At 68.3% G+C, this 25,570-nt stretch carries 22 protein-coding genes and 1 other RNA gene; 9 read left to right on the top strand and 14 right to left on the bottom strand.

Annotation, left to right across the window (positions count from 1 at the left end):
- Positions 1 to 15 precede the first annotated feature (15 nt).
- The 6 genes from G3A50_RS12445 (at position 16) to G3A50_RS12420 (ending at position 5,337) form a co-directional block, all read left to right on the top strand.
- Entirely contained in the window at positions 16 to 1,224 is a 1,209-nt protein-coding gene (locus G3A50_RS12445; RefSeq protein ID WP_163075571.1) for an MFS transporter, read from the top strand.
- A gap of 111 nt (positions 1,225 to 1,335) precedes the next feature.
- Positions 1,336 to 2,286 carry a prolyl aminopeptidase gene (gene pip / locus G3A50_RS12440; RefSeq protein WP_163075570.1) on the top strand — a complete coding sequence of 317 codons (951 nt, stop codon included), beginning with the start codon at positions 1,336 to 1,338 and terminating at the stop codon, positions 2,284 to 2,286.
- 121 nt (positions 2,287 to 2,407) lie between these two features.
- Positions 2,408 to 2,505: signal recognition particle sRNA small type (gene ffs, locus G3A50_RS12435), an RNA gene on the top strand.
- 176 nt (positions 2,506 to 2,681) lie between these two features.
- Entirely contained in the window at positions 2,682 to 2,918 is a 237-nt protein-coding gene (locus tag G3A50_RS12430) for a hypothetical protein (RefSeq protein WP_163075569.1), read from the top strand.
- Positions 2,919 to 3,051: 133 nt separating this feature from the next.
- The gene (locus G3A50_RS12425; protein WP_425483402.1) at positions 3,052 to 5,004 is read left to right on the top strand and encodes a DNA polymerase III subunit gamma/tau; all 1,953 of its coding nucleotides are present in this window, start codon (positions 3,052 to 3,054) and stop codon (positions 5,002 to 5,004) included.
- Between the two features lie 12 nt (positions 5,005 to 5,016).
- Entirely contained in the window at positions 5,017 to 5,337 is a 321-nt protein-coding gene (locus tag G3A50_RS12420) for a YbaB/EbfC family nucleoid-associated protein (protein ID WP_163075568.1), read from the top strand.
- Between the two features lie 106 nt (positions 5,338 to 5,443).
- Here the strand turns inward: G3A50_RS12420 and G3A50_RS12415 are convergent, their stop codons facing one another.
- From G3A50_RS12415 to ccoN, 11 genes are all read right to left on the bottom strand, one after another.
- Positions 5,444 to 6,034, bottom strand: a complete 591-nt coding sequence (locus G3A50_RS12415; protein ID WP_163075567.1) for a TetR/AcrR family transcriptional regulator — start codon at positions 6,032 to 6,034, stop codon at positions 5,444 to 5,446.
- The gene (locus G3A50_RS12410) at positions 6,031 to 9,444 is read right to left on the bottom strand and encodes an acyl-[ACP]--phospholipid O-acyltransferase (RefSeq protein ID WP_163075566.1); all 3,414 of its coding nucleotides are present in this window, start codon (positions 9,442 to 9,444) and stop codon (positions 6,031 to 6,033) included. Before G3A50_RS12410 ends, G3A50_RS12415 begins: the two co-directional genes overlap by 4 nt.
- A gap of 284 nt (positions 9,445 to 9,728) precedes the next feature.
- Positions 9,729 to 10,907 carry an MFS transporter gene (locus G3A50_RS12405; protein WP_163075565.1) on the bottom strand — a complete coding sequence of 393 codons (1,179 nt, stop codon included), beginning with the start codon at positions 10,905 to 10,907 and terminating at the stop codon, positions 9,729 to 9,731.
- Positions 10,904 to 11,110: a cbb3-type cytochrome oxidase assembly protein CcoS gene (ccoS, locus tag G3A50_RS12400; protein ID WP_163075564.1), complete on the bottom strand. Its 207-nt coding sequence runs from the start codon at positions 11,108 to 11,110 to the stop codon at positions 10,904 to 10,906. The genes G3A50_RS12405 and ccoS overlap by 4 nt, the downstream gene beginning before the upstream one ends.
- Positions 11,107 to 13,317: a heavy metal translocating P-type ATPase gene (locus G3A50_RS12395; RefSeq protein ID WP_246252451.1), complete on the bottom strand. Its 2,211-nt coding sequence runs from the start codon at positions 13,315 to 13,317 to the stop codon at positions 11,107 to 11,109. The genes ccoS and G3A50_RS12395 overlap by 4 nt, the downstream gene beginning before the upstream one ends.
- 134 nt (positions 13,318 to 13,451) lie before the next feature.
- On the bottom strand, positions 13,452 to 13,955 hold the full coding sequence (locus G3A50_RS12390) for a FixH family protein (RefSeq protein WP_163075562.1): 504 nt from the start codon (positions 13,953 to 13,955) through the stop codon (positions 13,452 to 13,454).
- A gap of 79 nt (positions 13,956 to 14,034) precedes the next feature.
- Positions 14,035 to 15,495: a cytochrome c oxidase accessory protein CcoG gene (gene ccoG / locus G3A50_RS12385; protein ID WP_163075561.1), complete on the bottom strand. Its 1,461-nt coding sequence runs from the start codon at positions 15,493 to 15,495 to the stop codon at positions 14,035 to 14,037.
- 150 nt (positions 15,496 to 15,645) lie between these two features.
- Complete coding sequence (ccoP, locus tag G3A50_RS12380; RefSeq protein ID WP_163075560.1) at positions 15,646 to 16,557, bottom strand: cytochrome-c oxidase, cbb3-type subunit III; 912 nt, start codon at positions 16,555 to 16,557, stop codon at positions 15,646 to 15,648.
- Between the two features lie 4 nt (positions 16,558 to 16,561).
- Positions 16,562 to 16,717, bottom strand: coding sequence for a cbb3-type cytochrome c oxidase subunit 3 (locus G3A50_RS12375; protein WP_163075559.1), 156 nt, complete (start codon positions 16,715 to 16,717; stop codon positions 16,562 to 16,564).
- A 12-nt stretch (positions 16,718 to 16,729) separates the two neighbouring features.
- Positions 16,730 to 17,500: a cytochrome-c oxidase, cbb3-type subunit II gene (gene ccoO, locus G3A50_RS12370; RefSeq protein WP_163075558.1), complete on the bottom strand. Its 771-nt coding sequence runs from the start codon at positions 17,498 to 17,500 to the stop codon at positions 16,730 to 16,732.
- 11 nt (positions 17,501 to 17,511) lie between these two features.
- Positions 17,512 to 19,149: a cytochrome-c oxidase, cbb3-type subunit I gene (gene ccoN, locus G3A50_RS12365; protein WP_246252449.1), complete on the bottom strand. Its 1,638-nt coding sequence runs from the start codon at positions 19,147 to 19,149 to the stop codon at positions 17,512 to 17,514.
- 436 nt (positions 19,150 to 19,585) lie between these two features.
- Between ccoN and G3A50_RS12360 the strand changes: the two genes are divergently transcribed.
- Both G3A50_RS12360 and msrA read left to right on the top strand, forming a co-directional pair.
- Positions 19,586 to 19,885 (top strand): hypothetical protein, encoded by a 300-nt coding sequence (locus G3A50_RS12360; protein WP_163075556.1) that lies wholly within the window; start codon positions 19,586 to 19,588, stop codon positions 19,883 to 19,885.
- Between the two features lie 115 nt (positions 19,886 to 20,000).
- Positions 20,001 to 20,654, top strand: a complete 654-nt coding sequence (gene msrA, locus G3A50_RS12355; protein ID WP_163075555.1) for a peptide-methionine (S)-S-oxide reductase MsrA — start codon at positions 20,001 to 20,003, stop codon at positions 20,652 to 20,654.
- Between the two features lie 64 nt (positions 20,655 to 20,718).
- Here the strand turns inward: msrA and G3A50_RS12350 are convergent, their stop codons facing one another.
- Positions 20,719 to 21,132, bottom strand: a complete 414-nt coding sequence (locus G3A50_RS12350) for an RcnB family protein (RefSeq protein ID WP_163075554.1) — start codon at positions 21,130 to 21,132, stop codon at positions 20,719 to 20,721.
- A gap of 372 nt (positions 21,133 to 21,504) precedes the next feature.
- Between G3A50_RS12350 and cysG the strand changes: the two genes are divergently transcribed.
- Positions 21,505 to 23,028, top strand: coding sequence for a siroheme synthase CysG (cysG, locus tag G3A50_RS12345; protein WP_163075553.1), 1,524 nt, complete (start codon positions 21,505 to 21,507; stop codon positions 23,026 to 23,028).
- 37 nt (positions 23,029 to 23,065) lie between these two features.
- Here the strand turns inward: cysG and hisG are convergent, their stop codons facing one another.
- Positions 23,066 to 24,052, bottom strand: coding sequence for an ATP phosphoribosyltransferase (hisG, locus tag G3A50_RS12340; RefSeq protein ID WP_163075552.1), 987 nt, complete (start codon positions 24,050 to 24,052; stop codon positions 23,066 to 23,068).
- Positions 24,049 to 25,182 carry an ATP phosphoribosyltransferase regulatory subunit gene (locus tag G3A50_RS12335; protein ID WP_163075551.1) on the bottom strand — a complete coding sequence of 378 codons (1,134 nt, stop codon included), beginning with the start codon at positions 25,180 to 25,182 and terminating at the stop codon, positions 24,049 to 24,051. The genes hisG and G3A50_RS12335 overlap by 4 nt, the downstream gene beginning before the upstream one ends.
- Between the last annotated feature and the right edge of the window lie 388 nt (positions 25,183 to 25,570).

Below are 25,570 nucleotides of genomic sequence, written 5' to 3'. Positions count from 1 at the left end.
CACCGAGCCCTTCCCATGACCCTCAACACCCCGGCGGATCTGGCCCGCCACTCCGCCATGCCCGTGCTGATCGCGCTGAGCGGTGCGCATCTGCTCAACGACATGATGCAGTCGCTGATCCCGGCGATCTATCCGATCATCAAGGCGACCTACGCGCTCGATTTCGGCCAGATCGGGCTCATCACGCTCGCCTTCCAGATCTCGGCCTCCCTGCTCCAGCCGCTGGTCGGCCTCTATACCGACCGCCACCCCATGCCCAACTCCATGGTCATCGGCATGGGCTTCACCTTCGTCGGGCTGCTCGGAATGGCCTATGCCGGCAGCTTCTCGCTGCTGCTCGCCGCCGCCGCATGCGTGGGAATAGGCTCGTCGATCTTCCACCCGGAGGCGACCCGCATGGCGCGCAATGCCTCGGGCGGGCGCTATGGTTTCGCGCAGGGCCTGTTCCAGGTCGGCGGACAGGGCGGGCAGGCGATCGGCCCCCTGCTCGCGGCCTTCATCGTGGTGCCGCACGGCCAGACCAGCCTGGCCTGGTTCTGCGCCTTCGCGCTCATCGCGATGATGCTTCTGGGCTGGACGGCCGCACGCCATGCCGAATTCGACACCGCCCGCCTTATTCGCCGGGGCGACGCGCAGGACACCATCCTGCCCGGCCGCCCACTGGTCGAAGTGCTGCCCGCTCTGGCCATTCTCATCGCGCTGCTGTGTTCCAAGACCGCCTACACGGCGAGCTTCACCTCGTTCTACACCTTCTACCTGATCGAGCGTTTCGACGTGTCGGTGCAGACCTCGCAGCTCATGCTGTTCCTCTTTCTCGTCTCTTCGGCGGCGGGGGTGATCGTGGGCGGCATCATTGGCGACCGGATCGGGCGCAACAAGGTGATCTGGTTCTCGATTCTCGGCGCCCTGCCGTTCACGCTCGCCCTGCCTCATGTCGGGCTGCTGCCCACGGCGGTGCTGACGGTTGTCATCAACGTCATCATGTCCAGCGCCTTCGCCGCGATCCTGGTCTACGCGATGGAGCTGCTGCCAAACCGGGTCGGGCTCATCGGGGGCTTCTTCTACGGTCTGGTGTTCGGCCTTGGCGGCCTCGCCGCTGCGGCGCTCGGGCTGCTGGCCGACCATTACGGCATCGACGCCGTCTATCAGGTCTGCGCCTTCCTTCCCGCCTTCGGCCTGCTTGCCTGGTTCCTGCCGAGCCTGAGGTCCGCGCGTGTGTCCTGAGCCGCAGACCCTCTGCACGCGTCCGCTTCGCAGGCGTAAAATGACATCCCTTTGCGTCGGCGCAGGACGCCGACGCTCCTTTCCAGGCCCCATCCTGATCCAGGACCCATCATGACCGCGCTGCGCTCGCTTTACCCTGCCATCGAACCGTTCGAGACCGGCATGCTGGAGGTCGGGGACGGCCATTCCATCTATTACGAGCGCGTGGGCACGAAGGGCGCCAAGCCCGCCGTGTTCTTGCATGGCGGGCCGGGCGCGGGCCTCTCGCCGGACTATCGCCGCCTGTTCGACCCCGCCCGCTACGAGGTGGTCCTTTTCGACCAGCGCGGCTGCGGCCGTTCCACTCCCTATGCGGATCTCGCCAACAACACCACATGGCACCTCGTCGCCGATATCGAGCGGCTGCGCGAGACCTTCGGCTTCGAGACGTGGCAGGTCTTCGGCGGGTCCTGGGGCTCGACGCTGGCACTCGCCTATGCGCAGACCCACCCTGAACGCGTCTCCGAGCTCATCCTGCGCGGCATCTACACGGTCACGAGGGCCGAGCTCGACTGGTATTACCGCTTCGGCGTCTCGGAAATGTTCCCCGACAAGTGGGAACGCTTCCTGGCGCCGCTGAGGACCGAGGCCGAGCGCGCCGATCCGGTCCGTGCCTACCGCGCCCTGCTCACCGGCGAGGACGAGGCGCGCAAGATCGAGGCCGCGAAGGCGTGGTCGATCTGGGAGGGCGAGACCATCACCCTGCTGCCCAACCCGGATTTCACCGCCCCGTGGAAGGACGGCCATTTCGCCCTCGCCTTCGCGCGGATCGAGAACCACTATTTCTTCCACGACGCCTGGCTGGAAGACCGCCAGTTGTTGAACGACGCCCACCGCCTGCGCGGCATTCCCGGCGTCATCGTGCACGGTCGCTACGACATGCCCTGCCCGGCGCGCTACGCCTGGGAACTGCACAAGGCGTGGCCCGAAGCCGAGTTCCATCTCATCGAAGGCGCCGGCCACGCCTATTGCGAGCCGGGAATACTCGACCGGCTGATCCGGGCAACGGACGGGTTTGCCTGAAAGACGCCGCCGCGGCCGAGGGTTGGAAGGTCGCGCGGTCGCCCCGCCGATCCGTAGCCACGCTTACAGGCTCCGGAGCTTCCCCCTTGCATCCCCCGCCCATCTGTCCGATATAGCGCCCGGGAGGTTGGCGGTGGACGAGCCACTCGCCAACCGGGTCAGGTCCGGAAGGAAGCAGCCCCAACGAGCCCGGATCGGGTCTCTGTCCAGCCTCCCACCCTTTTGCCCATGCCGGGCGGCACCCCTGCCGCCGGCTCGGCCTCTTCTCCCCCTGCCCCTCTCCCGCCTGTGACATCCTGCTGTGCAAGAGCCTGCCGTTGCGGACACTTGCGGGACGGGCCGCGTCGCTCTACGCATTCGCGTCGAACATTGTCCGCAGCATTGGAGAGATCCCCATGTGGGCCATCGTCATGGTCGCGCTTCATGTCCTCACCGGTCCCCAGATCCGCGTGATCACCAAACCCGCCGACGTTCAGCATGTCTATGCCAGCGAGGAGGCCTGCCAGGCCGTGCTCAAGGCAGACCTGCCGGGCAAGCTGCAGGGCGAGACCGCGCAGCAGTATGAAGACGGCTATCGCCGCTATGTCTGCGTGCGCATCCGCGACACCGAGCATCTGAAGCTCGACGAGTAGGCCGCGTCCTCGCCGGCTGCGCCGCCCCGACGGGCCGGCCGCCGGCATCCGCGCGCGCCGCAGCTGAATTTTCCCCCGTCCATCGCCCGTGGTCCTTGCCCCTCCGGCGGCTGGCGATGCTATGAAGGGGGCCATGAGCGACATCGAGAACGCCGACATCGGCAACCGCGATCCGGGAAACGACGCGTCAGGCATGGGCGCGCCCGGCCTGCTTTCCCCCTTGCCGGCGACCGCAGCCACCTCCGTGCCTGCCGCGCCCTATCGCGTTCTCGCGCGCAAATACCGTCCGCAGACCTTCACGGACCTCATCGGTCAGGAAGCGATGGTGCGTACGCTGAAGAACGCGTTCGCCTCCGGACGCATCGCGCAGGCCTACATCCTCACCGGCGTGCGCGGCGTGGGCAAGACCACCACCGCCCGCATCCTCGCCCGCGCTCTGAACTATGAGCCGGCCGACGGTCCGCCGGGTGGCGGCGCGCCGACCCTCGACATGCCCACGCTGGGCCGCCACTGCCGCGACATCATCGAAAGCCGCCATGTCGACGTCCAGGAAATGGACGCCGCGTCCAACACCGGTATCGGCGACATCCGCGAGATCATCGAGGCGGCGCGCTACAAGCCGGTACTGGCGCGCTACAAGGTCTTCATCATCGACGAAGTGCACATGCTCTCCACTGCGGCCTTCAACGGCCTGCTGAAGACGCTGGAAGAGCCGCCCGAGCATGTGAAATTCATCTTCGCCACCACCGAGATCCGCAAGGTGCCCGTCACCGTGCTCTCGCGTTGCCAGCGCTTCGACCTGCGCCGTGTCGACGCCGGCACCATGGCGCGCCATCTGCGCGCGATCTGCGACGCCGAAGAGGTCGGCATCGACGTCGAGGCGCTGAGCCTCGTCGCCCGCGCGGCCGAAGGCTCGGTACGCGACGCGCTCTCGCTGCTTGATCAGGCCATCGCCCATGCCGGCGGCACGGTTCATGGCGAGCAGGTACGCTCCCTGCTCGGGCTGGCCGATCGCGGGCGGGTCATCGATCTGTTCGAGGCGCTGATGAAGGGCGATGTCGGCCAGGCGTTGACCGAGCTGCGCGAGCAGTATGATTCCGGTGCCGACCCGGCGGTCGTCATCGCCGATCTGGCCGAATTCACCCATCTGGTCACCAAACTGAAGATCCTGCCCGAGACCGGCGACGATCCCGCGCTGATCGAGGCCGAGCGCATCCGCGGCCGCGCCTTCGCGCAGGGCCTGTCAATGCGCGTGCTGTCGCGCGCCTGGCAGATGCTCACCAAGGGGCTCGCCGAGGTGCACCAGGCGGCAAAACCGGTGCAGGCGGCGGAAATGGTGCTGGTACGCCTCGCCTATGCCGCCGACCTGCCGACCCCGGACGAGGCGCTGCGTCGCCTGCGCGATGGCGCGGAGGAGCCCGCGGGCCGCCCGGCGCCTTCCGGTGGCGGGGGTGCGGGCGGGGGCGGTGGTTCCGCCATGGCGGCAACCGCGCCGCGCAGCTTCGCCGCGCCACGTCTCGCCCCCAGCCGCGCGCCCTCTTCCGCCCCCTCGGCGGCGAGCCACCTTTCGGTCGCCGCGCGCGGCATCCCCGCCCCGGCGCCGGCTGCCGCGCCGGAAAGCGCCCCGGCGCTGGTGATCGGCACACTGGCCGATCTCGTCGCGCTGGCGTCGCAGAAGCGCGACCTGCGCCTCAAATTCGCGCTGGAGAACCATGTCCGCCCGGTCGCCTTCGAGGACGGCCGGATGGAGATGGCGCTTGCCGCCGGCGGCTCGCCGAACCTGGTTCAGGAACTGCAGGGCAAGCTGTCCGAATGGACCGGCAAACGCTGGCTGGTCACCATCTCGCGCGAGGAAGGCGAGCCCACCATCGCGGAGAAGGCCACCTCCGAGCGGGACGCGATGATGACGGGCGTGCGCGCCGATCCGCTTGTTGCTGCCGTGCTGGCGCGCTTTCCCGGCGCCTCGATCGTGGACGTGCGCGCCCAGGCCCCGGACGATGGCCCGCCCCCGGCCTCGATCGACGAATATGAAATGATGGCCGCCGCACGCGACGAGGCGGATCTCGACGACGACTTCGAATTCTGATCAGGAGATCCCATGAAAGACCTTCTCGGCATGATGTCCAAGGTGAAGGAGATGCAGGCCCGCATGGAGCAGATGCAGGCCGAGCTCGAAACCATCGAGGTCGACGGCGCGGCGGGCGGCGGCATGGTCACGGTGCGCCTTACCGCCAAGGGTGCGCTGAAGGCCATCACCATCGACCCGAGCCTGCTCAATCCCGACGAGGCCGAAATCCTGGAAGACCTGATCGTGGCCGCCCACACGGAAGCCCGCACCAAGGGCGAGCGGCTGATCCAGGAAAAGACACAGGACCTCACCGCCGGCCTGCCCATCCCTCCGGGAATGAAGCTGTTCTGAAAAGCCGGGCCGCACACGCGCGGCCCGAACGCGATGACAGAAGAGCCGGCGGGGCCTGTTCGGGCACCCGCCCGCTCCGGAATCCGGCGTCCGGACGGGCGGTTTTCTAACCGCCCCGCATCGATCCGATCACGCCCATCACCGCCCGCGCGATCACGTCCGCCCGCGCACGGAGCGGACCTTCGATCCGACCATAGAGCGCGAACACCGCCGGCTGCACCACGCAGCCAAGCGCCATGGCGCTCGCCAGCGGTGCCCGTGCGGGTGCCACACCCGCGCGCCGCAACATCCGTTCCACGGCCGCGACGACATTCGCCTCGGGCGCCTCCGGCACATGGCGCAGATGATCGTGCTGATGGATGAGCAGATAGGCGAACAGCGCCGGCTCGGCGTCGAACAGCCCGCAGGCCAGCGTGACGACATCGGTCAGCTTGGCGTCGAGTTCTCCTTCGGTGGCGTCGATCGCGCAGATCTCGGCCGCCAGCGCGGCATAACGCGAGAGAAAGAGCTCACGCGCCAGTTCCTCCTTGGAGTGGAAATGGCGGTAGAGCGCGCCCTCGCTCACACCCACGCCCTGCGCAATGTCGCGCACCGACGTGCCGTCGACCCCCTTCTCGGCAAACAGCCGCAGCGCCTCGGTCTCGATACGCACGCGTGTTGCCGTGCCGTCGCGCCCACGGCGCAGCGGCGCGTTCATGTGCTCTCTCCCGCAGCCGCCCGGCCGCGCGCGGCGATGATCTCCAGGGCGAGGACCCGCGCCTTGCCGAAGTCCACCTTGCCCGATCCCAGCAGGGGCAGATGCTCGATGGGCAGGATCTCGGCGGGGATCATCAGTTCGCTGACGCCAAGCGCGCGGCCATGGGCCTGAAGCGCGGCGCGGGTCAGGTCCAACGCCGTGGACAGCAGCAGCACCCGCTCGCCGCGCTTGGCATCGGGAATCGCCACCGCGACATGTTCGGCATCGGGGCGCAGCGCGGCGACCATGGCATCGACGGCGGCGAGCGAGATCATCTCACCCGCGATCTTGGCGAAGCGCTTGGCACGGCCGCGAATGGCGACGAAACCCTCCGCATCCACCACCACGATATCGCCGGTGTCGTACCAGCCATTCTCGGGCGGCTCGATCACGCCGGGGGCCTCGGCGCGCAGGTAGCCGAGCATGATATTCGGCCCGGCAACATGCAGCCGCCCGCCCTCGTCGATGCCCGGCACCGGATCGAGACGGTGATGGATGCCCGGCAGGATGCGACCCACCGTGCCGGCGCGGTTGAACATCGGCGTGTTCACCGCCAGCACCGGGGAGCACTCGGTAACGCCATAGCCTTCGAGAATGCGATGGCCGAACTTCTCCATCCACACGCGCCGCGTTTCCGTCTTCACCGGCTCCGCGCCGGCCACCACGAAGCGCAGTGAACGGAAGTCGTAGGGGTTGGCCGTGCGGGCATAGCCCATGAGGAAGGTGTCGGTGCCCACGATCGCCGTGGCATTGGTGGCGTAGACCAGCTCCGGGATCACCCGGTAGTGCAGCGGCGAGGGGTAGAGGAAGCACTTCAGTCCCGAAACCAGCGGCAGCATGAGGCCACCGGTCAGTCCGAAGGAGTGGAACACCGGCAGCACGTTGAACATGATGTCGGCTGGGGAGAAATCGATCCGCGCCGCCACCTGCGCGACGTTCGTCAGCACATTGCGATGGGAGAGGACCACGCCTTTGGGGCTCCCCTCCGAGCCGGAGGTGAACAGGATGAAGGCCGGATCGTCCGGCTTGGCCGTGGAAGGCGCCCGCGTCGGCAGCAGCCCCATCACCTTGTCGCGCGTGGTGACGGTGGCTCGCAGCTCCTCGCTGGTGACGACACGCACATGCTTGGCGAGTTCGGCCACCTCCCCCTCCAGCCGCGCCTTTTCGACGAAGGCGGTGGAGGTGACCACCATCTTCACCTGCGCCGCCTTGCAGGCCGCCACCAGGTTCACCGCGCCGGCGGTGTAGTTCAGCATCACCGGCACCCGGCCATGGCGGGCAAGGCCCATCAGTACCACCGCGATGCCGGCGGCATTGGGCAGCAGCACACCGACGCACTCGCCCGGCGCGGTCTGCTCGGCGAGCTTGGCGCCAAGAATCTTGGCTCCCATCAGCAGCTTGCGATAAGTCAGACTGGAGCCGAGCGGATCCTCGACCACGGTGCGCCCCATGCCGAGCCGCACCGCCGCCTCCTCCACCGCGTCATAGACGGTGAGGCCGGTATGGCTGGTCTCGAAGACGAGGTCCGACATGATGTCGTAAAGCGCCGCCCCGGCCGCGAGCCGGCGCTTTCGGCCCAGCAGCTCGGGATCGATCTGGATCCGCTTGGGCGGCAGGATGGTGACGCGCACCTTGGGGAACAGCCGCTTGCGGGTCTGGTCCGTGGTGAGGCGGGAGAAATAGGTCTGCTCCAGCCCCTCGATCCGCACCGGGATCACCGGCGCCTCCGCCTTGTCGGCGATAAGGGCCGAGCCGTCATAGATCTTCATTATCGAGCCGGTCACGGTGATCCGCCCCTCCGGGAAGATCACCAGCTGTTCGCCCCCACGCACCAGGCGGATCAGGTCGCGCGTTGCCATCGGCCGCGTCGGGTCGAGCGGGAAGGCGCGCACCAGCTTGAGGAACGGCTTGATCCACCAGCGCTCGGCAATGGTCGCATCGACCGCGAAGATCGGGTCGTTGTCGAGCAGCGCCATGATCAGCGGGGCGTCGAGAAAGCTCACATGGTTGATCGCGATGACCGAGCGCGGCCCATAGGCGGACAGGTGCTCTTGGCCCGTCACCTCGACCCGGAACAGCACCTTGAACACCAGCCGGATCAGGTCGCGCAGCACATGCCCCTGGAAGGCACGCCAGACCAGCACCGCAACGACGAGACTGCCGAGGCCGATCAGTCCGATCAGCGACGGCGCGCCAAACCCCAGGAGTTGCAGCACGGCGACGATGACCGCGCCGCCGACCATGAAGGCGGCGTTCAGCACATTGACGCCGGCAATCACCCGCGCGCGCTGCTCCTCGGCGGCTTCCGCCTGCACATGGGCGAAGGTCGGCACCACGAAGGCGCCACCCGCCGCCGCGAGCCCGACAAGGGTCAGGGAGGTGTACAACCCGGTCGAGGTAAGCAGGAAATCGTACCAGCCGATCAGCGGCACCGCCGGTTCGGCTGTGCCCATCAGTCCGGCCAGCAGCAGGCCGAAGCCACCCAGCAGGAGGCCGGCGAAAGGCACCAGCGCCAGCACAATCCGCCCTTCGGAGATCTTGGCCGCCAGCGTCGATCCGATCGCGACGCCGATGGTGAAGAGCGCGAGGAACAGCGTGACGACGCTCTCCCCGCCGCCGACATTCTCCTTCACCAGCGTCGGGAGCAGCGACAGGATCACGCCGCCCACCAGCCAGAACCAGGAAATGATCAGACCGCCCTGCCACGTTGCCTTGCGCTGGCGCAGATCATCGAGCAGCCCCTTGGTGCCGCGCCAGATGTTCAGATCGATCACCAGGTCGGGGGCCGCCGCCAGCGTCGGGGGAATGGCCCGCGCGAACAGCCAGGACAACACGGCGAAGACGAAGGTGAACCCCGCCACCGCCCACTCGCCGGTATGGGCCATGGCGATGCCCCCGCCCACCGTGCCCGCGAGAATGGCGGCAAAGGTCGCCGTCTCCACCAGCGCGTTGCCGGAGACGAGTTCTTCCTTGGAGAGATGGTCGGGCAGGATGCCGTATTTCACCGGGCCGAACAGCGCGCTGAGGCAGCCCATCAGAAACAGGCCAAGCATCAGCACCGGCATCGATTGCAGCACGAAGCCGGCGCTGGCCACCAGCACCACCCAGATCTCCAGGAATTTCAGCCGCCGCGCGATCAGCGACTTGTCGTAACGGTCCGCAAGCTGGCCGCCGAGGCTGGAGAGCAGGAAGAAGGGGAGAATGAAGATGGCGCCCGCCAGCGTCACCATGGCCCCGCCATTGCTGATGGCCAATCCGTAGAGAATCAGCAGCGCCATGGCGTTCTTCACGAAATTGTCGTTGAACGCCGAGAAGAACTGGCACCAGAAAAGCGGGGCAAACCGCCGCGCCGCCATCAGCCGCGTGAACATGGAACTTCCTCCCAGGCGATGCCGATCTTATGTATGTGAACGATCACTTACATAAACGCATCGTATGGTCAAGCCGTTCGGTAAAGCCACCCGCGGGCCGGTGGCGCGCCGGAAGCCGCGCGGGCGCGGCCGGGATTGCCCGAGGCGCCCCCGTCGGCTTCTCACCCGTCGCACGGGATGTGCCCGCGCATCCTCTCAGAGAAACGTAAAGACCTCCTGTTGCGCGGGAGACGCCTGTTCAGGGCATGCTCGCATCGGACGGGCCGGAGGGCGCCGCGTTCGGTTCAGACCAGCGCGCCGGCCAGTGCCGCGATCAGCAGCGTGCCGTCATGAAGCGCGAGCTGGAGCCGCGAGGGCACGCCCCTTTCATGCAGCATCAGCGTGGCGGCCAGCATGGCCAGCGACCAGCCCGCCCCCACCATCAGGAAGGCCGCCACGATCCCCGCCGCGTCCGGCAGGACGCGGACCGCGACGGCCGAGGCGACGCACGCGAAGAGCGCGGCGCCGGCCAGCGGCGCGGCGCCGATCCGCCCCGCGATCCATCCCCCGGCCAGCGCAGGCGCATACATCGCCACCACGTGCCAGGCGACGAAGCCCGCGATTGCCGGCACGCCGATGCCGCAGCCGGCCAGAGACAGCGGCGCCCCCGCCATGGCCGAGGTCATCGCCGCCCAGGCCAGCGCACCGATCGCCAGCGGCGTCATCATCCCCCGCCAGGTGAGCGGCTGCGGCGCCGCCACCTCGCCTGTCGTCCCGTCGCGCATCGCCTCGACGGTCAGGTCCGCATGGGAAAAGCGCGCGGGCGGCAGGCTCACCGCGAAGGCCAGCGCGCCGAGCTGGGCAAGCGCGGAAAGAACCAGCGTCCCGGCGAAGGTGTAGGGCACCGCCAGCGCCTCCGCCTCGCCCGCCAGAAGGGGGCCGACAAGCCCGGCCAGCGCCCCCGCGCCCATGAGGCGCGCCACCGCCTGCCCGCGTCCCGACGCGCCGGCACCGAAGGCCGCCGCGTGGCGGTAGAACATGCCGAAGCCCTGCGCCGCGCCGAGCCAGGCCGCGCCGAGAATGAGCATCGGCAGCGCCGCCGCCATCATCGCATAGGCGCAGACCAAGCCGCCCGCGACACCGAGACTGGCGCCGAGCGCGAAACCCGCGCGCCGGCCGAACGCGTCGAGCAGAAAGCTCGCCGGCAGGCTCGCCGCCGCCGCCCCGGCAAGAAAAGCGGCCAGCGGCAGCGCGCCCAGCGGCACCGGCCCGTAGCTCTGTCCCGCCGCCAACATCGCCCCGGCGAGCGGCAGCACGCCCAGTGTCAGCGCCTGCGCCAGCACCACCAGCGCGAAGCCGGCCGCGAGCCGCCCCTGCCCCACCGGTCGGCGCAGCGCGCGCGGCGTGTCCTCCGGGCAGGCGCAGCCAAGCCGCCCGGCGCGGGCGGCGTCGAAATCGACGTCGAACACCTCGCCCGCACTCATCGCCGCCGCGCCTCGCCCGCTGTCACCTTGCTGCCGGGAGCCCCGGTCTCGTCATAGCCGACCAGATCGTCGTCGCTCAGCACCCGCACCGCCGCGCCGTCGAGGTCCTCATACTGGCCCGAGCGCAGCGACCACAGGAAAGCGCCCAGCCCAAGCAGGCCAAGGCTCAGCGCCGCCGGCACCAGATAGAGCAGCACGGTCATGACGCCCCCTTTGTCGCAAAAGCGCTCGCGCTCGCGCTGGCACCGGCGCTGGCGTCGGCCTCGGCGGCCGCCACCACATCGGCCGCCTCGGCCCCACCCCGGGCGCGCAGCGCGTTCAGCGTGACGAGGATCGACGAACCGGACATCGCCAGTGCCGCGATCAGCGGCGTCACGAAGCCGCCGATCGCGAGCGGCACGGCAACCACGTTGTAGGCGACCGCGATCACAAGGTTCTGCCGCATCAGCCGCCGCGCGCGCACCGCGATGGCGAGCGCGGCCGGCACCGGCGCCAGCCGGTCTCCGAGGAACACCGCATCCGCCTGCGCCCGCGCCACATCCGCCGCCGTGATCGGCGAGATCGAGACATGAGCGGCGGCGAGCGAGGGCGCGTCATTGATGCCATCGCCCACCATCAGCACGTTGCGGCCGGTGGCCTCCAGGCTTTCCAGCACCGCGATCTTCTCGGCCGGGCGCGCCTGCGCCCACCAGTCCTCGACATGAAGCGCCTCCGCCACCGGTGCCACGGCCTCGGCCCGGTCGCCGGACAAGATGACGATATGCCGGCCCTGGCGGCGCAGCTCGTCGAGCACGGCCAGCGCATCCGGCCGCAGCGCCTGCCGGATCTCGATCACCGCGCAGCGCGCCCCGAGCCGCACCGCCACCAGCGACGCGTCGGGCGCCGCCGCCGCTGCCAATGCGGCGCAGTCACAGAAGGCAGGGCTGCCGAGCCGGGCCGGAACGCCGTCGATCGTTCCCTCGACGCCGGCACCCGTGACCTCGCGCACCTGCCCGGCCGGCACCGCGCCAGGTACGGCGGCCGCGATGGCACGCGCCAGCGGATGGGTGCTGGCAAGGGCCAGCCGCGCCGCCGCCTGCATCAGTTCGGCGGGCACGGCCTCGCTATTGGCAACGGCGGGCTCCGGCAGGGTCAGCGTGCCGGTCTTGTCGAAGGCCACGGAATCCGCCTCGGCAAGGCGCTCCAGCGCGTCACCCGAATGCAGCAGCACGCCCCGACGCATCATCGCGCCGGCGGCCACCACCTGCACCGCCGGCACGGCAAGCGCCAGCGCGCAGGGACAGGTGATGATAAGCACGGCGACCGCGATCAGCACCGCCTGGTGCAGCGAAGCCCCCGCGATCAGCCAGCCGACCAGAGACAGCGCGGCAGCGGTGTGCACCATTGGCGCGTAGAGCCGTGCGGCCCGGTCGGCGAGGCGCACATAACGTCCGCGCGCGGTCGAGGCCCGGTCCAGCAGGCGCTCGATTTCCTGCAGGAAGGTGTCCTCGCCCACCGCCGTGGCACGCACGCGCAGCACGCCGTCATGGACCAGCCCGCCCGCATGCACGCTTTCGCCGCCCGCCACCGGGCGCGGCAGCGTCTCGCCGGTCACGAGGCTCTCATCGACGGCCCCGCTGCCGGAAAGTACCAGCCCGTCCACCGGCACCCGCTCGCCGGCGCGCACCATCACCTCGTCGCCCGCTTTCACGGCGGCGGCGGGAACGGTCACGACCTGCCCGTCAATGCCGACACGGTTGGCGCTGCTCGCACGCAGCGCGGCGAGGTTGCCCGCCTCCGCGCGCGTCCGGCGGCGCATGGCGTGGTCGAGGTAACGGCCGGTGAGCAGGAAGAACAGCAGCATCACCGCCGAATCGAAATAGGCATGCTCGGCATGGTTCACGGTCTCGAACACCGAGACACCGAGCGCCAGCACCACCCCGAGCGTGATCGGCACGTCCATGTTGAGCGTGCCCGTCCTGAGCGCCCGGACCGCGCTCTGGAAGAACGGCTGGCCGGCATAGGCCGCCGCCGGCAGGGCGATCAGCGCCGAGAGCCAGTGGAACAGATCGCGCGTCTCGGGCGTGATGTCGGACACATTGCCCGACCACACCGAGACCGAGAGCAGCATGATGTTCATCGCCGCGAAGCCCGCCACGGCGAGGCAGCGCAGCAGGTGGCGCGAGGTCGCGTGCTCAATCGCCTCCAGCCGGTCGGCCTCGAACGGGTAGGCCCGGTAGCCGCTCCGCGCCAGCGTCGCGATGACGCCGGCCGGGCCCGGCGCGGTGCCGGCGGCCCAGTCCACGGTGAGGCGATGGGTGGTGTAGTTCAGCCGCGCCAGTGAGACGCCGGGCTCGCGCTCGGCCGCGTCCTCAATCTCGTCGATGCAGGCCGCGCAGTCGATGCCGTCAATGGCGAAGGCCATCTGCATCGCCCCGCCTGGCTGCTCGCGCAGGAACAGCGAGAAATCCTGCGCCGGCGCGTCGGCTGGACGCGAATCAGGAGGGCGCGCCTCAGCGGGAAGAGGAAGAGCCTGCACACCCACATGCGTCGCCATGGCTGCGCCTACTTCACGACGATCCGGTTGGTGGAACGGAACTCACGCTCCCCGTTCCGGCTCAGCTCGATCACCAGCTCCCACTGGCCCGGCGCGATGGCATCGCTCGCCCGCCAGCGCCCAGCGCCCACGGGTTCTGGCGACAGCGTCTCGTCATAGCGCCGGTCGGTGGGATGACGCAGTGTCAGGGCCAGTTCCGCTCCGGCGATCGGCAGGCCGGCGGCATCGCGCGCGCTCACCTCGATCGCGCCCTGCTGCAGGCGCGCATCCACGCGCCAGTTCCGCGCCGCCTGCAGGGCGGCGGCCTCGCTCTCATGACGGAACTCCAGCCCCGCCTGATACGAGCTTTCGGTCTCGACCCCGCCGAAGGTGCTCAGCGCCTCGCGCACCAGCACGAAATTGGCGGCGAAGACCACCCCGAAGAAGCCGAGGAACCAGAACAGCACCGCGCGGCCGGTCATCGGTCGTCCGGGATGTTCGTCGTCGATCGAAGCGTTGACCGGCAAGGCCATGGCGAAATCCCCTCGAATGCGTCTGGCGCGGGCGACGTCTGCGCCGCCCCTTTCACGACCCGTCGGACGACGGGCCGCTTCAGGGTCCCTTGAAGTGGTCCGGCGTCGTGCTGGTCTCGCCGCCGGCGATGTCGGTGATCTGGAAACTCATATTGAGCGAGGCATTGGCCGGCAGCTTGGCGGCTGTCGAGACCAGCGCCCGCAGCTCGTAAGTCTGGTCGGGACCCACCTCCACCACCGGGCGGCCGTCTTCCAGCGTACTGACGCCACCGGCGATCTCCAGCCGCGCCTCCGGCACGCCCTCGACCGAGATCGCGAAGCTGCGGGGCATGGACTGCTTGTTGACCAGACGCAGCGTGTAGGCGTTACGGATCGAACCATCCGAGAGCTGCACGAACAGCGGATTGCGGTCATGCAGCACCGAAACCGACTCCGAACCGCGCGTCGCCAGCGCCGCGACCATGATGCCGCCCACGATAACGATCAGCGCCGCATAAAGCACGGTGCGCGCCCGCAGAATCTTGGTCACCGGCGGCAGACCCTGCTGGCGCCGTTCCACATTCATCTCGGTGTCGTAGGCGATCAGGCCCGTGGGGCGCCCGATCTTCTTCATGATGGAATCGCAGGCGTCGATGCACAGCCCGCACTGCACGCAGGAGAGCTGGCTGCCATCCCGGATATCGACCCCCGTGGGGCAGGCGGCGACGCACTGGTGGCAATCGACACAATCACCCGCCGGCAGTCCTTCCAGCTTCAGCGCCTCGGTCTTCTTCAGCGAGCCGCGCGGTTCGCCGCGATCGTAGCGATAGGTGACGTTGAGCGCGTACTCGTCCGTCAGCGCCGCCTGGATGCGCGGCCACGGGCACATATAGGTGCACACCTGCTCGCGCATGTGGCCGGCGAGCGCATAGGTGGTGAGGGTCAGAATGCCGATCCACAGATAGGCGACCAGCGGCGCTTCGCCCTTGAGCAGTTGCATGGCCAGCGTCGGTGCGTCGGCGAAATAGAGCACCCAGGCGCCACCGGTCCACCACGCCACCATGATCCAGAGGAAGTGCTTGGCGGCGGCTTCAAAGGCGCGCTGCGTGCGGGAGGCGTGCTTTTCCTTCTCGCGGCGCTGGCGCGGATCGCCCTCCACCATGCGCTCGATGGCCTGAAACAGGTCGGTCCACACCGTCTGCGGGCACAGATAGCCGCACCACAGCCGGCCGGCGACCGCGTTCATCAGGAACAGCACCAGCGCGGCGAGGATCAGCAGACCGGTGATGTAGTAGATTTCCTGCGGCCAGATCTCGATGAAGAAGAAGTAGAACCGGCCATTGACGAGGTCGACCAGCACCGCCTGCGAGGGCGCATTCGGGCCGCGGTCCCAACGCACGAAAGGCAGCAGGTAATAGATGCCCAGCGTGATGATGAGCAGCGCCCACTTGATGCGCCGGAACGTGCCATGAACGGCGATCGGATAGATCTTGCGCCGTGCCTCATAGAGCGGACCGTCGATATCGGTCTGCGCACCTTCCACTTTTGTCGCCACGTTCATCTCATCTGCCCCGGTGCTCGGATGTCACCTTGTAAGGGTTTGAGGCTACGCTTTTGATCCGGGGGTTGCCGGGCGGAAAAATGCTTATGCGGCGGCACGCCGCTGAGGCGCCCCGCCGCACATAAAGGCCGACCCGTTCAGGCGAAAGGCCTACTGGCCTCCGCCCAGGGCGTGGACATAGACCGTCAGCGCCTTGATCGTGCTGGGGTCGAGACGGCCCGACCACGCCGGCATGATGCCGCCGCGCCCGTTGGTGATGGTCGCGATCACCGTCGCCCGGTCCGAGCCATAGAGCCAGATGCCGTCCGTCAGGTTGGGCGCGCCGAGTTCGATATTGCCCTTGCCCTCGTCGCCATGGCAGGCGGCGCAGTTGGCGGTGAAGACCTCCTTGCCCTTGGCGAGGTCGGCGGGCGTGGGTTCGCTTTTCGCCGCGCCCTTGGGCCCCGGCTTGTCCTGCAGATTGGACAGCGAGCGCACATAGTCCGCCACCGCGAGGATCTCCGGCCGCTGCAGGATGCCGTCGCGCCCGAAGGCCGGCATGTCGCCCATATGGGTGTTGTCGTCGGCCGAACGCGCGCCGTGCAGGATCGTGTTCTGGATCTGCTCCAGCGAGCCGCCCCACAGCCAGTCGTCGTCGTTCAGGTTCGGGTAGCCCATGCCCCCGCCGCCGCCGGCGCCATGGCACGGTGCGCAATTGTCGCCGAACGCGGCCCGCCCCTGGGCGCGGGCAAAGGCCAGAAGCTCCGGGTTGGCCTCGATCTGTTCGAGCGAGGCGGCATCGAGCTTCTCGGCGAAGACCGCGCGCTGGGAACGCAGGGCCGCAAGGTCGGTCTGCACCGCATCGCGCGATTTCCAGCCGAGCAGGCCCGAGGTGTAGTCGGACACCAGCGGCCAGGCCGGGTAGGCGAACCAGTACAGCACCGACCAGGCGATGCAGAGATAGAACACCCAGAGCCACCAGCGCGGCAGCGGGTTGTTCAGTTCCCGGATACCGTCCCATTCGTGGCCGGTCGTCGTGACACCGGTAACGGCATCGACTTCGTGCTTTTGCGTGTCGGCCATGGTCTCAATCCTCGCTCAGAGGCAGGCGGGCGGCTTCCTCGAACTCCTTCTTGCGCCGCGGAGACAGCGCATAGACGAGCACGCACAGGAAGATGCCGACGAAGTAGAGCAGGCCCCAGGTCTGGGCGAACTCGGCGAAGGCGCGATAGGTCTCGTTCATGTCATGCCCTCCTCAGCGCACATTCGCCTTGTCGTCGTAGAGCTTGAAATCGACCATGGTGCCGAGCGCCTGCAGATAGGCGATCAGGGCGTCGGCCTCGGTCAGTGCCGCGGGATTGCCGTCGAAGTCGCGCTGCTGGGCGCCGGGATAGCGCTCCTGCAGGGCATCGGCGTCGGCATTGGGGTCGGCCTGGGTCCGCAGGTCGTTGAGCGCGTTCTCCACCATTTCCGGTGAATAGGGCACGCCGAGCAGCGCCTGGGTCGACAGGTCCTCGCCGATATACTCGATCTGCAGCCGGTTCTGCGCGAGGAAGGGGTAGCCCGGCATGATCGAGCCCGGCACCACCGAGCGCGGATCATGCAGGTGCTGGCGCTGCCACTCGTCGGAGTACTTGCCGCCGACACGGGCCAGGTCCGGGCCGGTGCGCTTGGAGCCCCACTGGAACGGGTGATCGTACATGCTCTCGGCCGCCAGCGAGTAGTGGCCATAGCGCTCCACCTCGTCGCGCAGCGGGCGCACCATCTGCGAATGGCAGTTGTAACAGCCCTCGCGCACATAGATGTTGCGGCCGGCCAGCTCCAGCGGCGTCCAGGGACGCACGCCGGACACCCTCTCGATCGTGCTCTTGAGGTAGAACAGCGGCACGATCTCCACCAAGCCGCCGATCGCGACGACCAGGAGGATGCCGATCAGCAGCCAGATCGAGTTGCGCTCGAAGAAGGCATGCTTGGCCCAGATCGATGTCGGGGCCGGGGGGGTCTTGGTTGCGCCTGTGTCAGCCATGGTTCGGGTCCTCACTCAGCCGGCACAAGGTTCGGACCAGCCGTCACACCGGTGTCGGCTTCGATCACGTCGGGCTGGCGGATGGTCATGAAGAGGTTGAAGGCCATCAGCAGGGCGCCGAGCAGGAACAGCACGCCGCCCACCGCGCGGATGATGTAGAAGGGGTGCATCGCCTCGACGGTCTCGATGAACGAGTATTCGAGGAAGCCGAGCGAGGTGTAGGCGCGCCACATCAGGCCCTGCAGGATGCCCGCCACCCACATCGCCGAGATGTAGAAGACGATGCCCAGCGTCGAGATCCAGAAGTGCCAGTTGACCAGGCGCAGCGAGTACACCTCGCGCTTGTTCCACAGCCACGGCACCAGGCAGTAGATCGCGCCGAAGGAGATGTAGGCGACCCAGCCCAGCGCGCCCGAATGCACGTGGCCGATGGTCCAGTCGGTGTAGTGGCTCAGCGAGTTCACCGACTTGATCGACATCATCGGCCCCTCGAAGGTCGACATGCCGTAGAACGCGACCGACACCACCATCATGCGGATCACCGGGTCGGTGCGCAGCTTGTCCCACGCGCCCGACAGCGTCATCAGGCCGTTGATCATGCCGCCCCAGGAGGGCATCCACAGCATGATCGAGAACGTCATGCCCAGCGTCTGCGCCCAGTCCGGCAGCGCGGTATAGTGCAGGTGATGCGGCCCGGCCCAGATGTAGAGGAAGATCAGCGCCCAGAAGTGGATGATCGAGAGCCGGTAGGAATAGACCGGCCGGTCGGCGCGCTTGGGAATGAAGTAGTACATGATGGCGAGGAAGCCGGCGGTGAGGAAGAAGCCGACCGCGTTATGGCCGTACCACCACTGCACCATGGCATCCTGCACGCCCGACCAGACGATGTAGGACTTGGGCGAGAACACCGAGACCGGCACGCTGGCATTGTTGCCCAGGTGCAGCATCGCGATGGTGACGATGAAGGCGAGGTAGAACCAGTTCGCCACGTAGATATGCGGTTCCTTGCGCCGCCACAGCGTGGCGAGGAACACCAGAAGATACGTCACCCACACGACGGTCAGCCACAGGTCGGCATACCATTCCGGCTCGGCATATTCCTTGGACTGGGTGATGCCCAGCACATAGCCGGTACCGGCGATGACGATGAAGAAATTGTAGCCCAGAACCACGAACCACGGCGCCAGATAACCCGCCAGCCGTGCTCGCGAGGTGCGCTGCACCACATAGAACGAGGTGCCGATCAGTACGTTGCCGCCGAAGGCAAAAATCACCGCCGAGGTGTGCAGCGGCCGCAGCCGGCCGAAGGCGGTCCAGGGCAGGTCGAAGTTCAGCACCGGAAAGGCGAGCTGGAACGCGATGATGACGCCGACCGTGAAGCCGGCAATGCCCCAGAACATCGCCGCGATGGTGGCGAACTTCACCGGGCCCATATTGTAGTTCGGCTTGCCGCCGACCTCGAGCGCGGGCAGCGCGGCGGGCCGTTCGGTGTAGCGGTTCAGGATCACGAACACCGCCGCCACGCTGGCGAGCGCGGACAGGTAGGCGTGGAAGGCGTAGGCCGAATCCTGCGCCCGCGAGGCGATGGTGATGCACGCAAGCGCCATGGCCGCGAAGACGAAGGCAAGCCCGCCCTCGCCGAACGTCATTTTCTTCCGGCCGGATTGATCGACACCCGGTTCGGTGGCACCCGAACCGCTGTTCCCCTGCCCGGCGGAGCTGTTTAGCTGCGTCATGCGACCCTCCACGCCCCGATCGCGCTCGATCTGGAACGACTCCATTAAATCGCGTCGACCATTCGCCCTGCGGCAGGTCGGCAGCCTTGATAAAGGTCAAGGCTAAGGGTCTTCACGGACGCGAGAGGTGGCGGCGGAATGACGCGGCGGCCCTGGCGGCGGGCGGTTGTTGCCGCCCCGCCGCCGGGAGTGCCCGCCCCCTCGCAAGAGCAGGTCGCACGAGCGGATCGCCAGACATCCGCATGCCCCCTCCACCTGCCGGAGCCGCGCGGCCTTGCGGCGGGGCCGCGACGGCGTCTAAGAGGAACGTCGGCGCCGGTTTTCGGCGGTTCGGGGAAAAGACGTCAGCATGATCCGCTTTCTGTTGCGCTTCATCGGCATGTGGCTGCTGGCCGGCGCCTTCGTCGCGCTCGTGCTCGACGGTGTGCGCTCCATCGCCTCCTCCACCCTGGTGATGACGCCGCTCGGCGTGACCTGGCTGGCCACCAGCGAGACGAGCCTGGCGCACACCCAGGCCTTCATCGAGACTAACCTGTCGCCGGGCGTGTGGAACGGCGCGATGGTGCCCCTGCTCGAAGCCCCGCTCTTCGCGGTGCTCGGTGTGCTGGGCCTGCTGCTTATCCTCATCGGCCGGCCCAAGGCCCGCTGATCCGCCGGCCCTGCGCCCCGCGCGCAACCGCGCCCTTGCGCGATCGCACGGCCCCACCCTCGCAACAGTGGCGGGCAGTGCTTACATTGGGCAGCGGAAAACGAGGGACGAAGCCATGTTCTTCTTCAAGAAGAGTCTCGATCTGCCGACCCCCGACCAGGCCCTTCCGGGCCGCGCCCAGCCGCTTCCCACCGCCGAGCGCCATTTCGTCAATGGCCACGCGCTCAAGGGCCCTTATCCCGAGGGCTATGAGACCGCGATTTTCGGGCTGGGCTGCTTCTGGGGCGCGGAACGCAAGTTCTGGCAGACGCCGGGCGTCTGGGTGACCGCGGTCGGCTACATCAACGGCATCACGCCGAACCCGACCTATGAGGAAACCTGCACCGGCATGACCGGCCATGCCGAGGCGGTGCTGGTGGTCTACGACCCCGCCAAGGTCAGCTATGACGATCTGCTCAAGCTGTTCTGGGAAAGCCATGACCCCACCCAGGGCATGCGCCAGGGCAATGATGTCGGCACCACCTATCGCTCGGGCATCTACCTCACCTCGCCCGCGCAGCGCGAGGCGGCGGAGCGTTCGAAGGCCGCCTATGAGGCCGCGCTCAAGGCGAAGGGCTTCACGGCGATCACCACCGAGATCGTCGACGCGCCCATCTTCTACTTCGCCGAGGACTATCACCAGCAGTACCTCGCCAAGAACCCCAGCGGCTATTGCGGCCTTGGGGGCACCGGCGTTTCCTGCCCGATCGGCACCGGCGTCAGCGCCTGAGATAAAACGAAGGGACGCGGCCGGGCCGCGTCCCTTTTTTCTGGTCACGCCTTTCGGAAGGGGTTCATCGTCCCTGGGCGATGGACGAGATGAGCCCCGTGACCATGCCGATCATCAGATACTCGTTATTCACGCGCACCCATTTGTAGCCGCGCGGCGGCGGGGCAAGATGATGGCGGCGGTAGTCCCTCACGACATTCTGCCGGTAGCCGGGGGGCAGCCTGTGTCCCTTCGACCACTGCGAACGATGCTCCGGGCGATGCTCCGAGTAATGCGGCTTGCCCTTCGCCCGCTGGGAGCGATTCTCCGAATGATGCGGTTTCGCCTGCGCGTGCGGCGGGGGCCCCTGGCGCGTGGACTTGCCATGCGGCTGGACATAGGGCGGCTTTCCGGGTGCCTGGGACGACCACCCCTGAGCAAACGCCATCGGCGACCCGAGAACGGAAAGAATAGAAGCAGCGATAATCAGCTTTTTCATAACGTGTACTCCACTTCTGATGCGTCACTTCACATCATTCATGATTGAAGAATGCAATCTTCCACATGAACGCCCAATGAATACATTTCTAAACAATTTGTAATGAAGCGATTTCGACACAGACGATACCCGGTTACTCTTCGGGCGGACATCCGCTCGCTGTGCCTCCTTCTTGATGTGTGCTACAGGCGGGGAGACAATCCCCCGGCGTCCATCCGGTTCCCGCCTCTATCGGGCGTGAGCCATGCGGGAGGCGCCCGACGGCCCAAATTCGCGACAGATTCAGTATTCACATCATAATATAGTTTATTGACTGCAATAAACGTGATCTGTATGTGTTAATCGATCCTGCTCATTGCCGGCACCTTCGCCATGACCGACACCATCCCTTCGCCTGTCCCCGCCCCCCGAACGGCCCGGCCTGCCACCGCGCGGATGGCGGCGCTCGCGCGTCTGCCGGTGTTCTTCTCCCTTCAGGGAAAGCGCGTCGTGCTCGCTGGCGGCTCAGAGGCCGCAAGCTGGAAGGCCGAGCTTCTTGCCGCCTCAGGCGCCGCGCTCGATGTTTTCGCCACCGAGCCCTGTGACGATCTCCTCGCCCTCGCCGCCGACCCGCCGGACGGTTCCATCCGCCTCGTCGCCCGCGACTGGACGCCCGCCGACCTGGCCGGCGCGGCGATCGCCATCGGCGCCATCGAGGACGACGAGGAATGCGCGCGCTTCGCCGCCGCCGCCCGCTCGGCCGGTGTGCCGGTCAATGTCGTCGACAAGCCGGCCTTCTGCGATTTCGCCTTCGGGGCCATCGTCAACCGCTCGCCGCTCGTCGTGGGCATCTCCACCGACGGCGCCGCTCCAGTGTTCGGGCAGGCGGTGCGCGCCAAGATCGAGGCGGTCATCCCGCAGGGCTTCAAGCGCTGGGCGGAAGCCGCGCGCAGCTGGCGCCCGGCCGTCTCGGCGCTCTCCCTGTCCTATCAGGGCCGCCGCCGTTTCTGGGAGCGCTTCACCGCCTCCGCGCTGGAGACGCCCGAGGGCGTGCCCTCGCCGGAGCTTCGCGACAGCCTGCTCGCCCGCGCCGAAAACGAGCGCACGGAGTCCGGACAGGGTTCGGTCGCCCTCGTCGGCGCCGGGCCGGGTGATCCGGAATTGCTCACCCTGAAGGCGGTGCGGGTGCTGCAATCGGCCGATGTGGTGCTCTACGACGACCTTGTGGCCCCGGCGGTGCTGGATGTGGCCCGCCGCGAAGCGCGCAAGATGCTGGTCGGCAAGACCGGCTACAAGCCGTCCTGCAAGCAGGACGACATCAACGCGCTCATGGTCTCGCTGGCGCGGCAGGGAAAGCGCGTGGTCCGCCTCAAGGGTGGCGACCCGATGGTGTTCGGCCGCGCCGGCGAGGAAATCACCGCCGCCCGCGACGCCGGCCTGCCGGTGGAGGTGGTGCCGGGCATCACCGCGGCGCAGGGAGCGGCGAGCCGTCTGGCGGTCTCGCTCACCCATCGCGACCATGCCCGCCGGCTGCAGTTCGTCACCGCCCATGCCCGCGATGGAAAGCTGCCCCGCGACATCGACTGGACCGCGCTGGCCGACCCGGCGGCGACCACCGTGGTCTACATGCCCCAGCGCACCTGGGCGGAACTGGCCGAACGGGCGGTCGCGGCCGGGCTCGACCCGGCGACGCCCGCCATCGCGGTGTTCTCGGCGACGCGGCCGGAGGAACGCCAGGTCCCCGCCACCGTCGCCACGCTTGCCGGCGCGCTGCATCAGGCGGTCGCGGAGGGCGCCACCGGCCCCTGCCTCATCCTGTTCGGCCACGCCATCGGCGAGGCGGCCGCCTTTGCCGGCGAACTCGAACAGCACGCCGCCGCGCAAGCCGCGCAAGCCGCGCAAGCCGCGCAAGCCTGAGGCAGCGCGGCCTGATGCGACACGCCTGATGCCGGGCTTACCCGATCCGGGCTTCGAGCTTCTCGTAGAGCGGGTTCTCGGCCGCGAACACATAATCGAGCGGGCCGACCGACACGGTCGACGCGCCCTTCTCGCGCAGGAATACCGCGAGGGCGTGCAGCGTGTCCGGCGGGCAGTGCAGCGTCACCATGCCCGACGAGGTCGGCGCCCCGAACGGCGCGCTGGCCCTGAAGCGGCGCACCGCCTCCTGCACGATCGCGGTATCGCAGGCGGAAAAGCGCGTCTTCACCTCCCGCATCGTCGCCGCGCGCTTGGCGGCGGTCACCCGGTCCAGCAGCGCCCGCGCCGCCGCACGGGCATCCGCATTCCAGTCGGCGTGCAGCGAGGCGACAAGGTTCGCCTCCGAGCGCAGGATGATGCCGTCATCCACCACCTTCAGCGCGTTCGCCGCCAGTGTGGAGCCGGTGGTGGTGATGTCGACGATCAACTCCGCCGTCCCCGCCGCCGGCGTGCCCTCGGTGGCACCCAGGCTTTCCACGATGCGGTAGTCGACAATACCGTGGCGGGCGAAGAAGGCGCGCGTGAGATTGAGATATTTGGTCGCCACCCGCACCCGCCGGCCCCGGCTGGCGTGGAAATGCGTCGCCACGTCGTCGAGGTCGCGCATGGTGCGCACGTCGATCCAGGCCTGCGGCACCGCCACCACCACATTGGCGAAGCCGAAACCGAGCCCTTCCACCAGCAGCACCTTGGAATCGGCGTCGGCGATGTTCTCGCGCACCAGATCCTCGCCGGTCACGCCCAGATGCACCGCGCCCGAGGCGAGCTGGCTGGCGATCTCGGACGCCGAGAGATAGGCGACCTCCACCCCTTCCACGCCCGAGAGCGTGCCCCGATAGTCCCGCACCCCGCGTGACTGGGTAAGGCTCATGCCCGCGCGGGCGAAGAAGCCGCTGGCGTTTTCCTGCAGCCGGCCCTTGGAGGGTACGGCGACGACGAGGCGCGAGGCCTGTGTCCTGCTCATATGCGTGCCTCCGCGGCATCAAGCCGGCCGAGCCAGACCGCGAACCCCACCGCCGGCACCGGCACCGGCGCGCCCAGCCGTGCCAGCAGGCCGTCATAGCGCCCCCCCGCCACCAGCGGCGCGGAAAGCACGTCGTGGCCCTCGCCGTTCTCGTGCAGTTCGAACACCATGCCGGTGTAGTAGTCGAGCGGGCGTCCGAAGGCGGCGGCGAAATTCAGCCGCTCCACCGCGATGCCCTGAGCCGCGATGAAATTGGTGCGGCTCTCGAACGCGTCGATCGCCCCGGAAAGCTCCAGCCCGGCGTCGGCCGCCAGCGTGCGCAGCCCCCGCGCCGCCGCATCGGGATTGCCGGTAATGGCGAGATAGGCCTCGATCACCGCGACCTTCTCGGGCGACACGCCTTCGGCGTCGCCGGGGGCGGCCTGTTCAAGAAAGCGCTCGGCGATCTCCGAAACCGAGCGCCCGCCCACCGTCGAGATGCCGGCAATCGAGAGCAGATCCGTCACCAGCGCGTGCGCCGCCGCCGGGTCGGAGCCGGCGAACGCCGAGAGCACGCCGGCATAGGCGCCCGCCCCGTTGGCCTCCGGCCGCCCCTTGAGCGTGGCCAGATCCGCGCCGATGCCGCCCGAGAGCGCGAAATCCTTGATCAGGCGTCGGCGCCAGCCCGGCGGCAGGTCCAGCGCCTGCAGAAGGGTGGCGAACAGCCCGGCATCGCCAAGCCGGATCAGTGGATCGATCACGCCCCACAGCGCGGCCGTCTCCAGCCCCAGCGCCAGCAGTTCAGCGTCCGCCGCCTCGCGGTCGAGCCGGCCGAAGGATTCCACGCCCGCCTGCAGCACCTCGCCGCTTGGCACGTCGGAGCGGAACACCGGGCCGAGATAGGCGAAGTCGCGCGGCTGGCCGGCGCCGTCGTCGATGAAATGGCGGCACACCGGCAGCGTCAGGTCGGGCCGCAGGCACAGCTCGCGCCCGTCCGGGTCGGTGGTGATGAACATGGTGCGCCGCATCTCCTCGCCGGAAAGGTCGAGGAAGGCGTCGGCGGGCTGAAGCACCGGCGGCTCGACGCGCGCGAACCCGGCGCGCGCATAGAGCGCGAGCAGTTCGTCGGCGTGGGTGGTCGCGGGGAGCATGGGGCCTCGGATCGGGAACGGGTGGGCGTGGGTCAGTGAGCGCGCTTCTAGCAAAGGGGGCGTCCGGGGTCCATGCACGCGAGCCCTCGGCACGCGTTCATGGTTTCCGCCCCTCCCGCAGGAAACTTATCCGCCCCCCTGTGCGGTGGGGCGATACTGGGCTCACCTGTCCCGGCAAGGGGGCGCAACCGGAGCGGCCGGCTCGCGCGGGATGGGGCGGTGGCCATGTGTGGGGGATAACGCACCTCGCGCCCATGGCGGCCCAAGCCCTGCGTTCCCGGGCCGCATCGCCGCGGTCCACCGGAACGGGCGTGCCGTTCACGCGGAGCGCCGTCCCATGAGCGGAGGATAATAACGGTCAGTCCTCCGGGGGCCGCAGGGAGCAAGC

The organism is Ancylobacter pratisalsi, from assembly GCF_010669125.1.
Taxonomy (GTDB): domain Bacteria; phylum Pseudomonadota; class Alphaproteobacteria; order Rhizobiales; family Xanthobacteraceae; genus Ancylobacter; species Ancylobacter pratisalsi.
This window is presented reverse-complemented; position numbering and strand designations above follow the sequence as displayed.

Bases quoted from the DNA above. Each gene is read 5' to 3' on its own strand.
- G3A50_RS12360 (WP_163075556.1), top strand. From the start codon at position 19,586: ATGATCCGCTTTCTGTTGCGCTTCATCGGCATGTGGCTGCTGGCCGGC.
- ccoS (WP_163075564.1), bottom strand. From the start codon at position 11,110: ATGACCGTGCTGCTCTATCTGGTGCCGGCGGCGCTGAGCCTTGGCCTG.
- G3A50_RS12430 (WP_163075569.1), top strand. From the start codon at position 2,682: ATGTGGGCCATCGTCATGGTCGCGCTTCATGTCCTCACCGGTCCCCAG.
- ccoN (WP_246252449.1), bottom strand. From the start codon at position 19,149: ATGACGTTCGGCGAGGGCGGGCTTGCCTTCGTCTTCGCGGCCATGGCG.
- ccoO (WP_163075558.1), bottom strand. From the start codon at position 17,500: ATGGCTGACACAGGCGCAACCAAGACCCCCCCGGCCCCGACATCGATC.
- pip (WP_163075570.1), top strand. From the start codon at position 1,336: ATGACCGCGCTGCGCTCGCTTTACCCTGCCATCGAACCGTTCGAGACC.
- G3A50_RS12415 (WP_163075567.1), bottom strand. From the start codon at position 6,034: ATGAACGCGCCGCTGCGCCGTGGGCGCGACGGCACGGCAACACGCGTG.
- G3A50_RS12445 (WP_163075571.1), top strand. From the start codon at position 16: ATGACCCTCAACACCCCGGCGGATCTGGCCCGCCACTCCGCCATGCCC.
- G3A50_RS12420 (WP_163075568.1), top strand. From the start codon at position 5,017: ATGAAAGACCTTCTCGGCATGATGTCCAAGGTGAAGGAGATGCAGGCC.
- ccoG (WP_163075561.1), bottom strand. From the start codon at position 15,495: ATGAACGTGGCGACAAAAGTGGAAGGTGCGCAGACCGATATCGACGGT.
- G3A50_RS12410 (WP_163075566.1), bottom strand. From the start codon at position 9,444: ATGTTCACGCGGCTGATGGCGGCGCGGCGGTTTGCCCCGCTTTTCTGG.
- G3A50_RS12390 (WP_163075562.1), bottom strand. From the start codon at position 13,955: ATGGCCTTGCCGGTCAACGCTTCGATCGACGACGAACATCCCGGACGA.
- G3A50_RS12335 (WP_163075551.1), bottom strand. From the start codon at position 25,182: ATGCTCCCCGCGACCACCCACGCCGACGAACTGCTCGCGCTCTATGCG.
- ccoP (WP_163075560.1), bottom strand. From the start codon at position 16,557: ATGGCCGACACGCAAAAGCACGAAGTCGATGCCGTTACCGGTGTCACG.
- hisG (WP_163075552.1), bottom strand. From the start codon at position 24,052: ATGAGCAGGACACAGGCCTCGCGCCTCGTCGTCGCCGTACCCTCCAAG.
- G3A50_RS12405 (WP_163075565.1), bottom strand. From the start codon at position 10,907: ATGAGTGCGGGCGAGGTGTTCGACGTCGATTTCGACGCCGCCCGCGCC.
- G3A50_RS12425 (WP_425483402.1), top strand. From the start codon at position 3,052: ATGAGCGACATCGAGAACGCCGACATCGGCAACCGCGATCCGGGAAAC.
- G3A50_RS12395 (WP_246252451.1), bottom strand. From the start codon at position 13,317: ATGCAGATGGCCTTCGCCATTGACGGCATCGACTGCGCGGCCTGCATC.
- G3A50_RS12350 (WP_163075554.1), bottom strand. From the start codon at position 21,132: ATGAAAAAGCTGATTATCGCTGCTTCTATTCTTTCCGTTCTCGGGTCG.
- G3A50_RS12375 (WP_163075559.1), bottom strand. From the start codon at position 16,717: ATGAACGAGACCTATCGCGCCTTCGCCGAGTTCGCCCAGACCTGGGGC.
- cysG (WP_163075553.1), top strand. From the start codon at position 21,505: ATGACCGACACCATCCCTTCGCCTGTCCCCGCCCCCCGAACGGCCCGG.
- msrA (WP_163075555.1), top strand. From the start codon at position 20,001: ATGTTCTTCTTCAAGAAGAGTCTCGATCTGCCGACCCCCGACCAGGCC.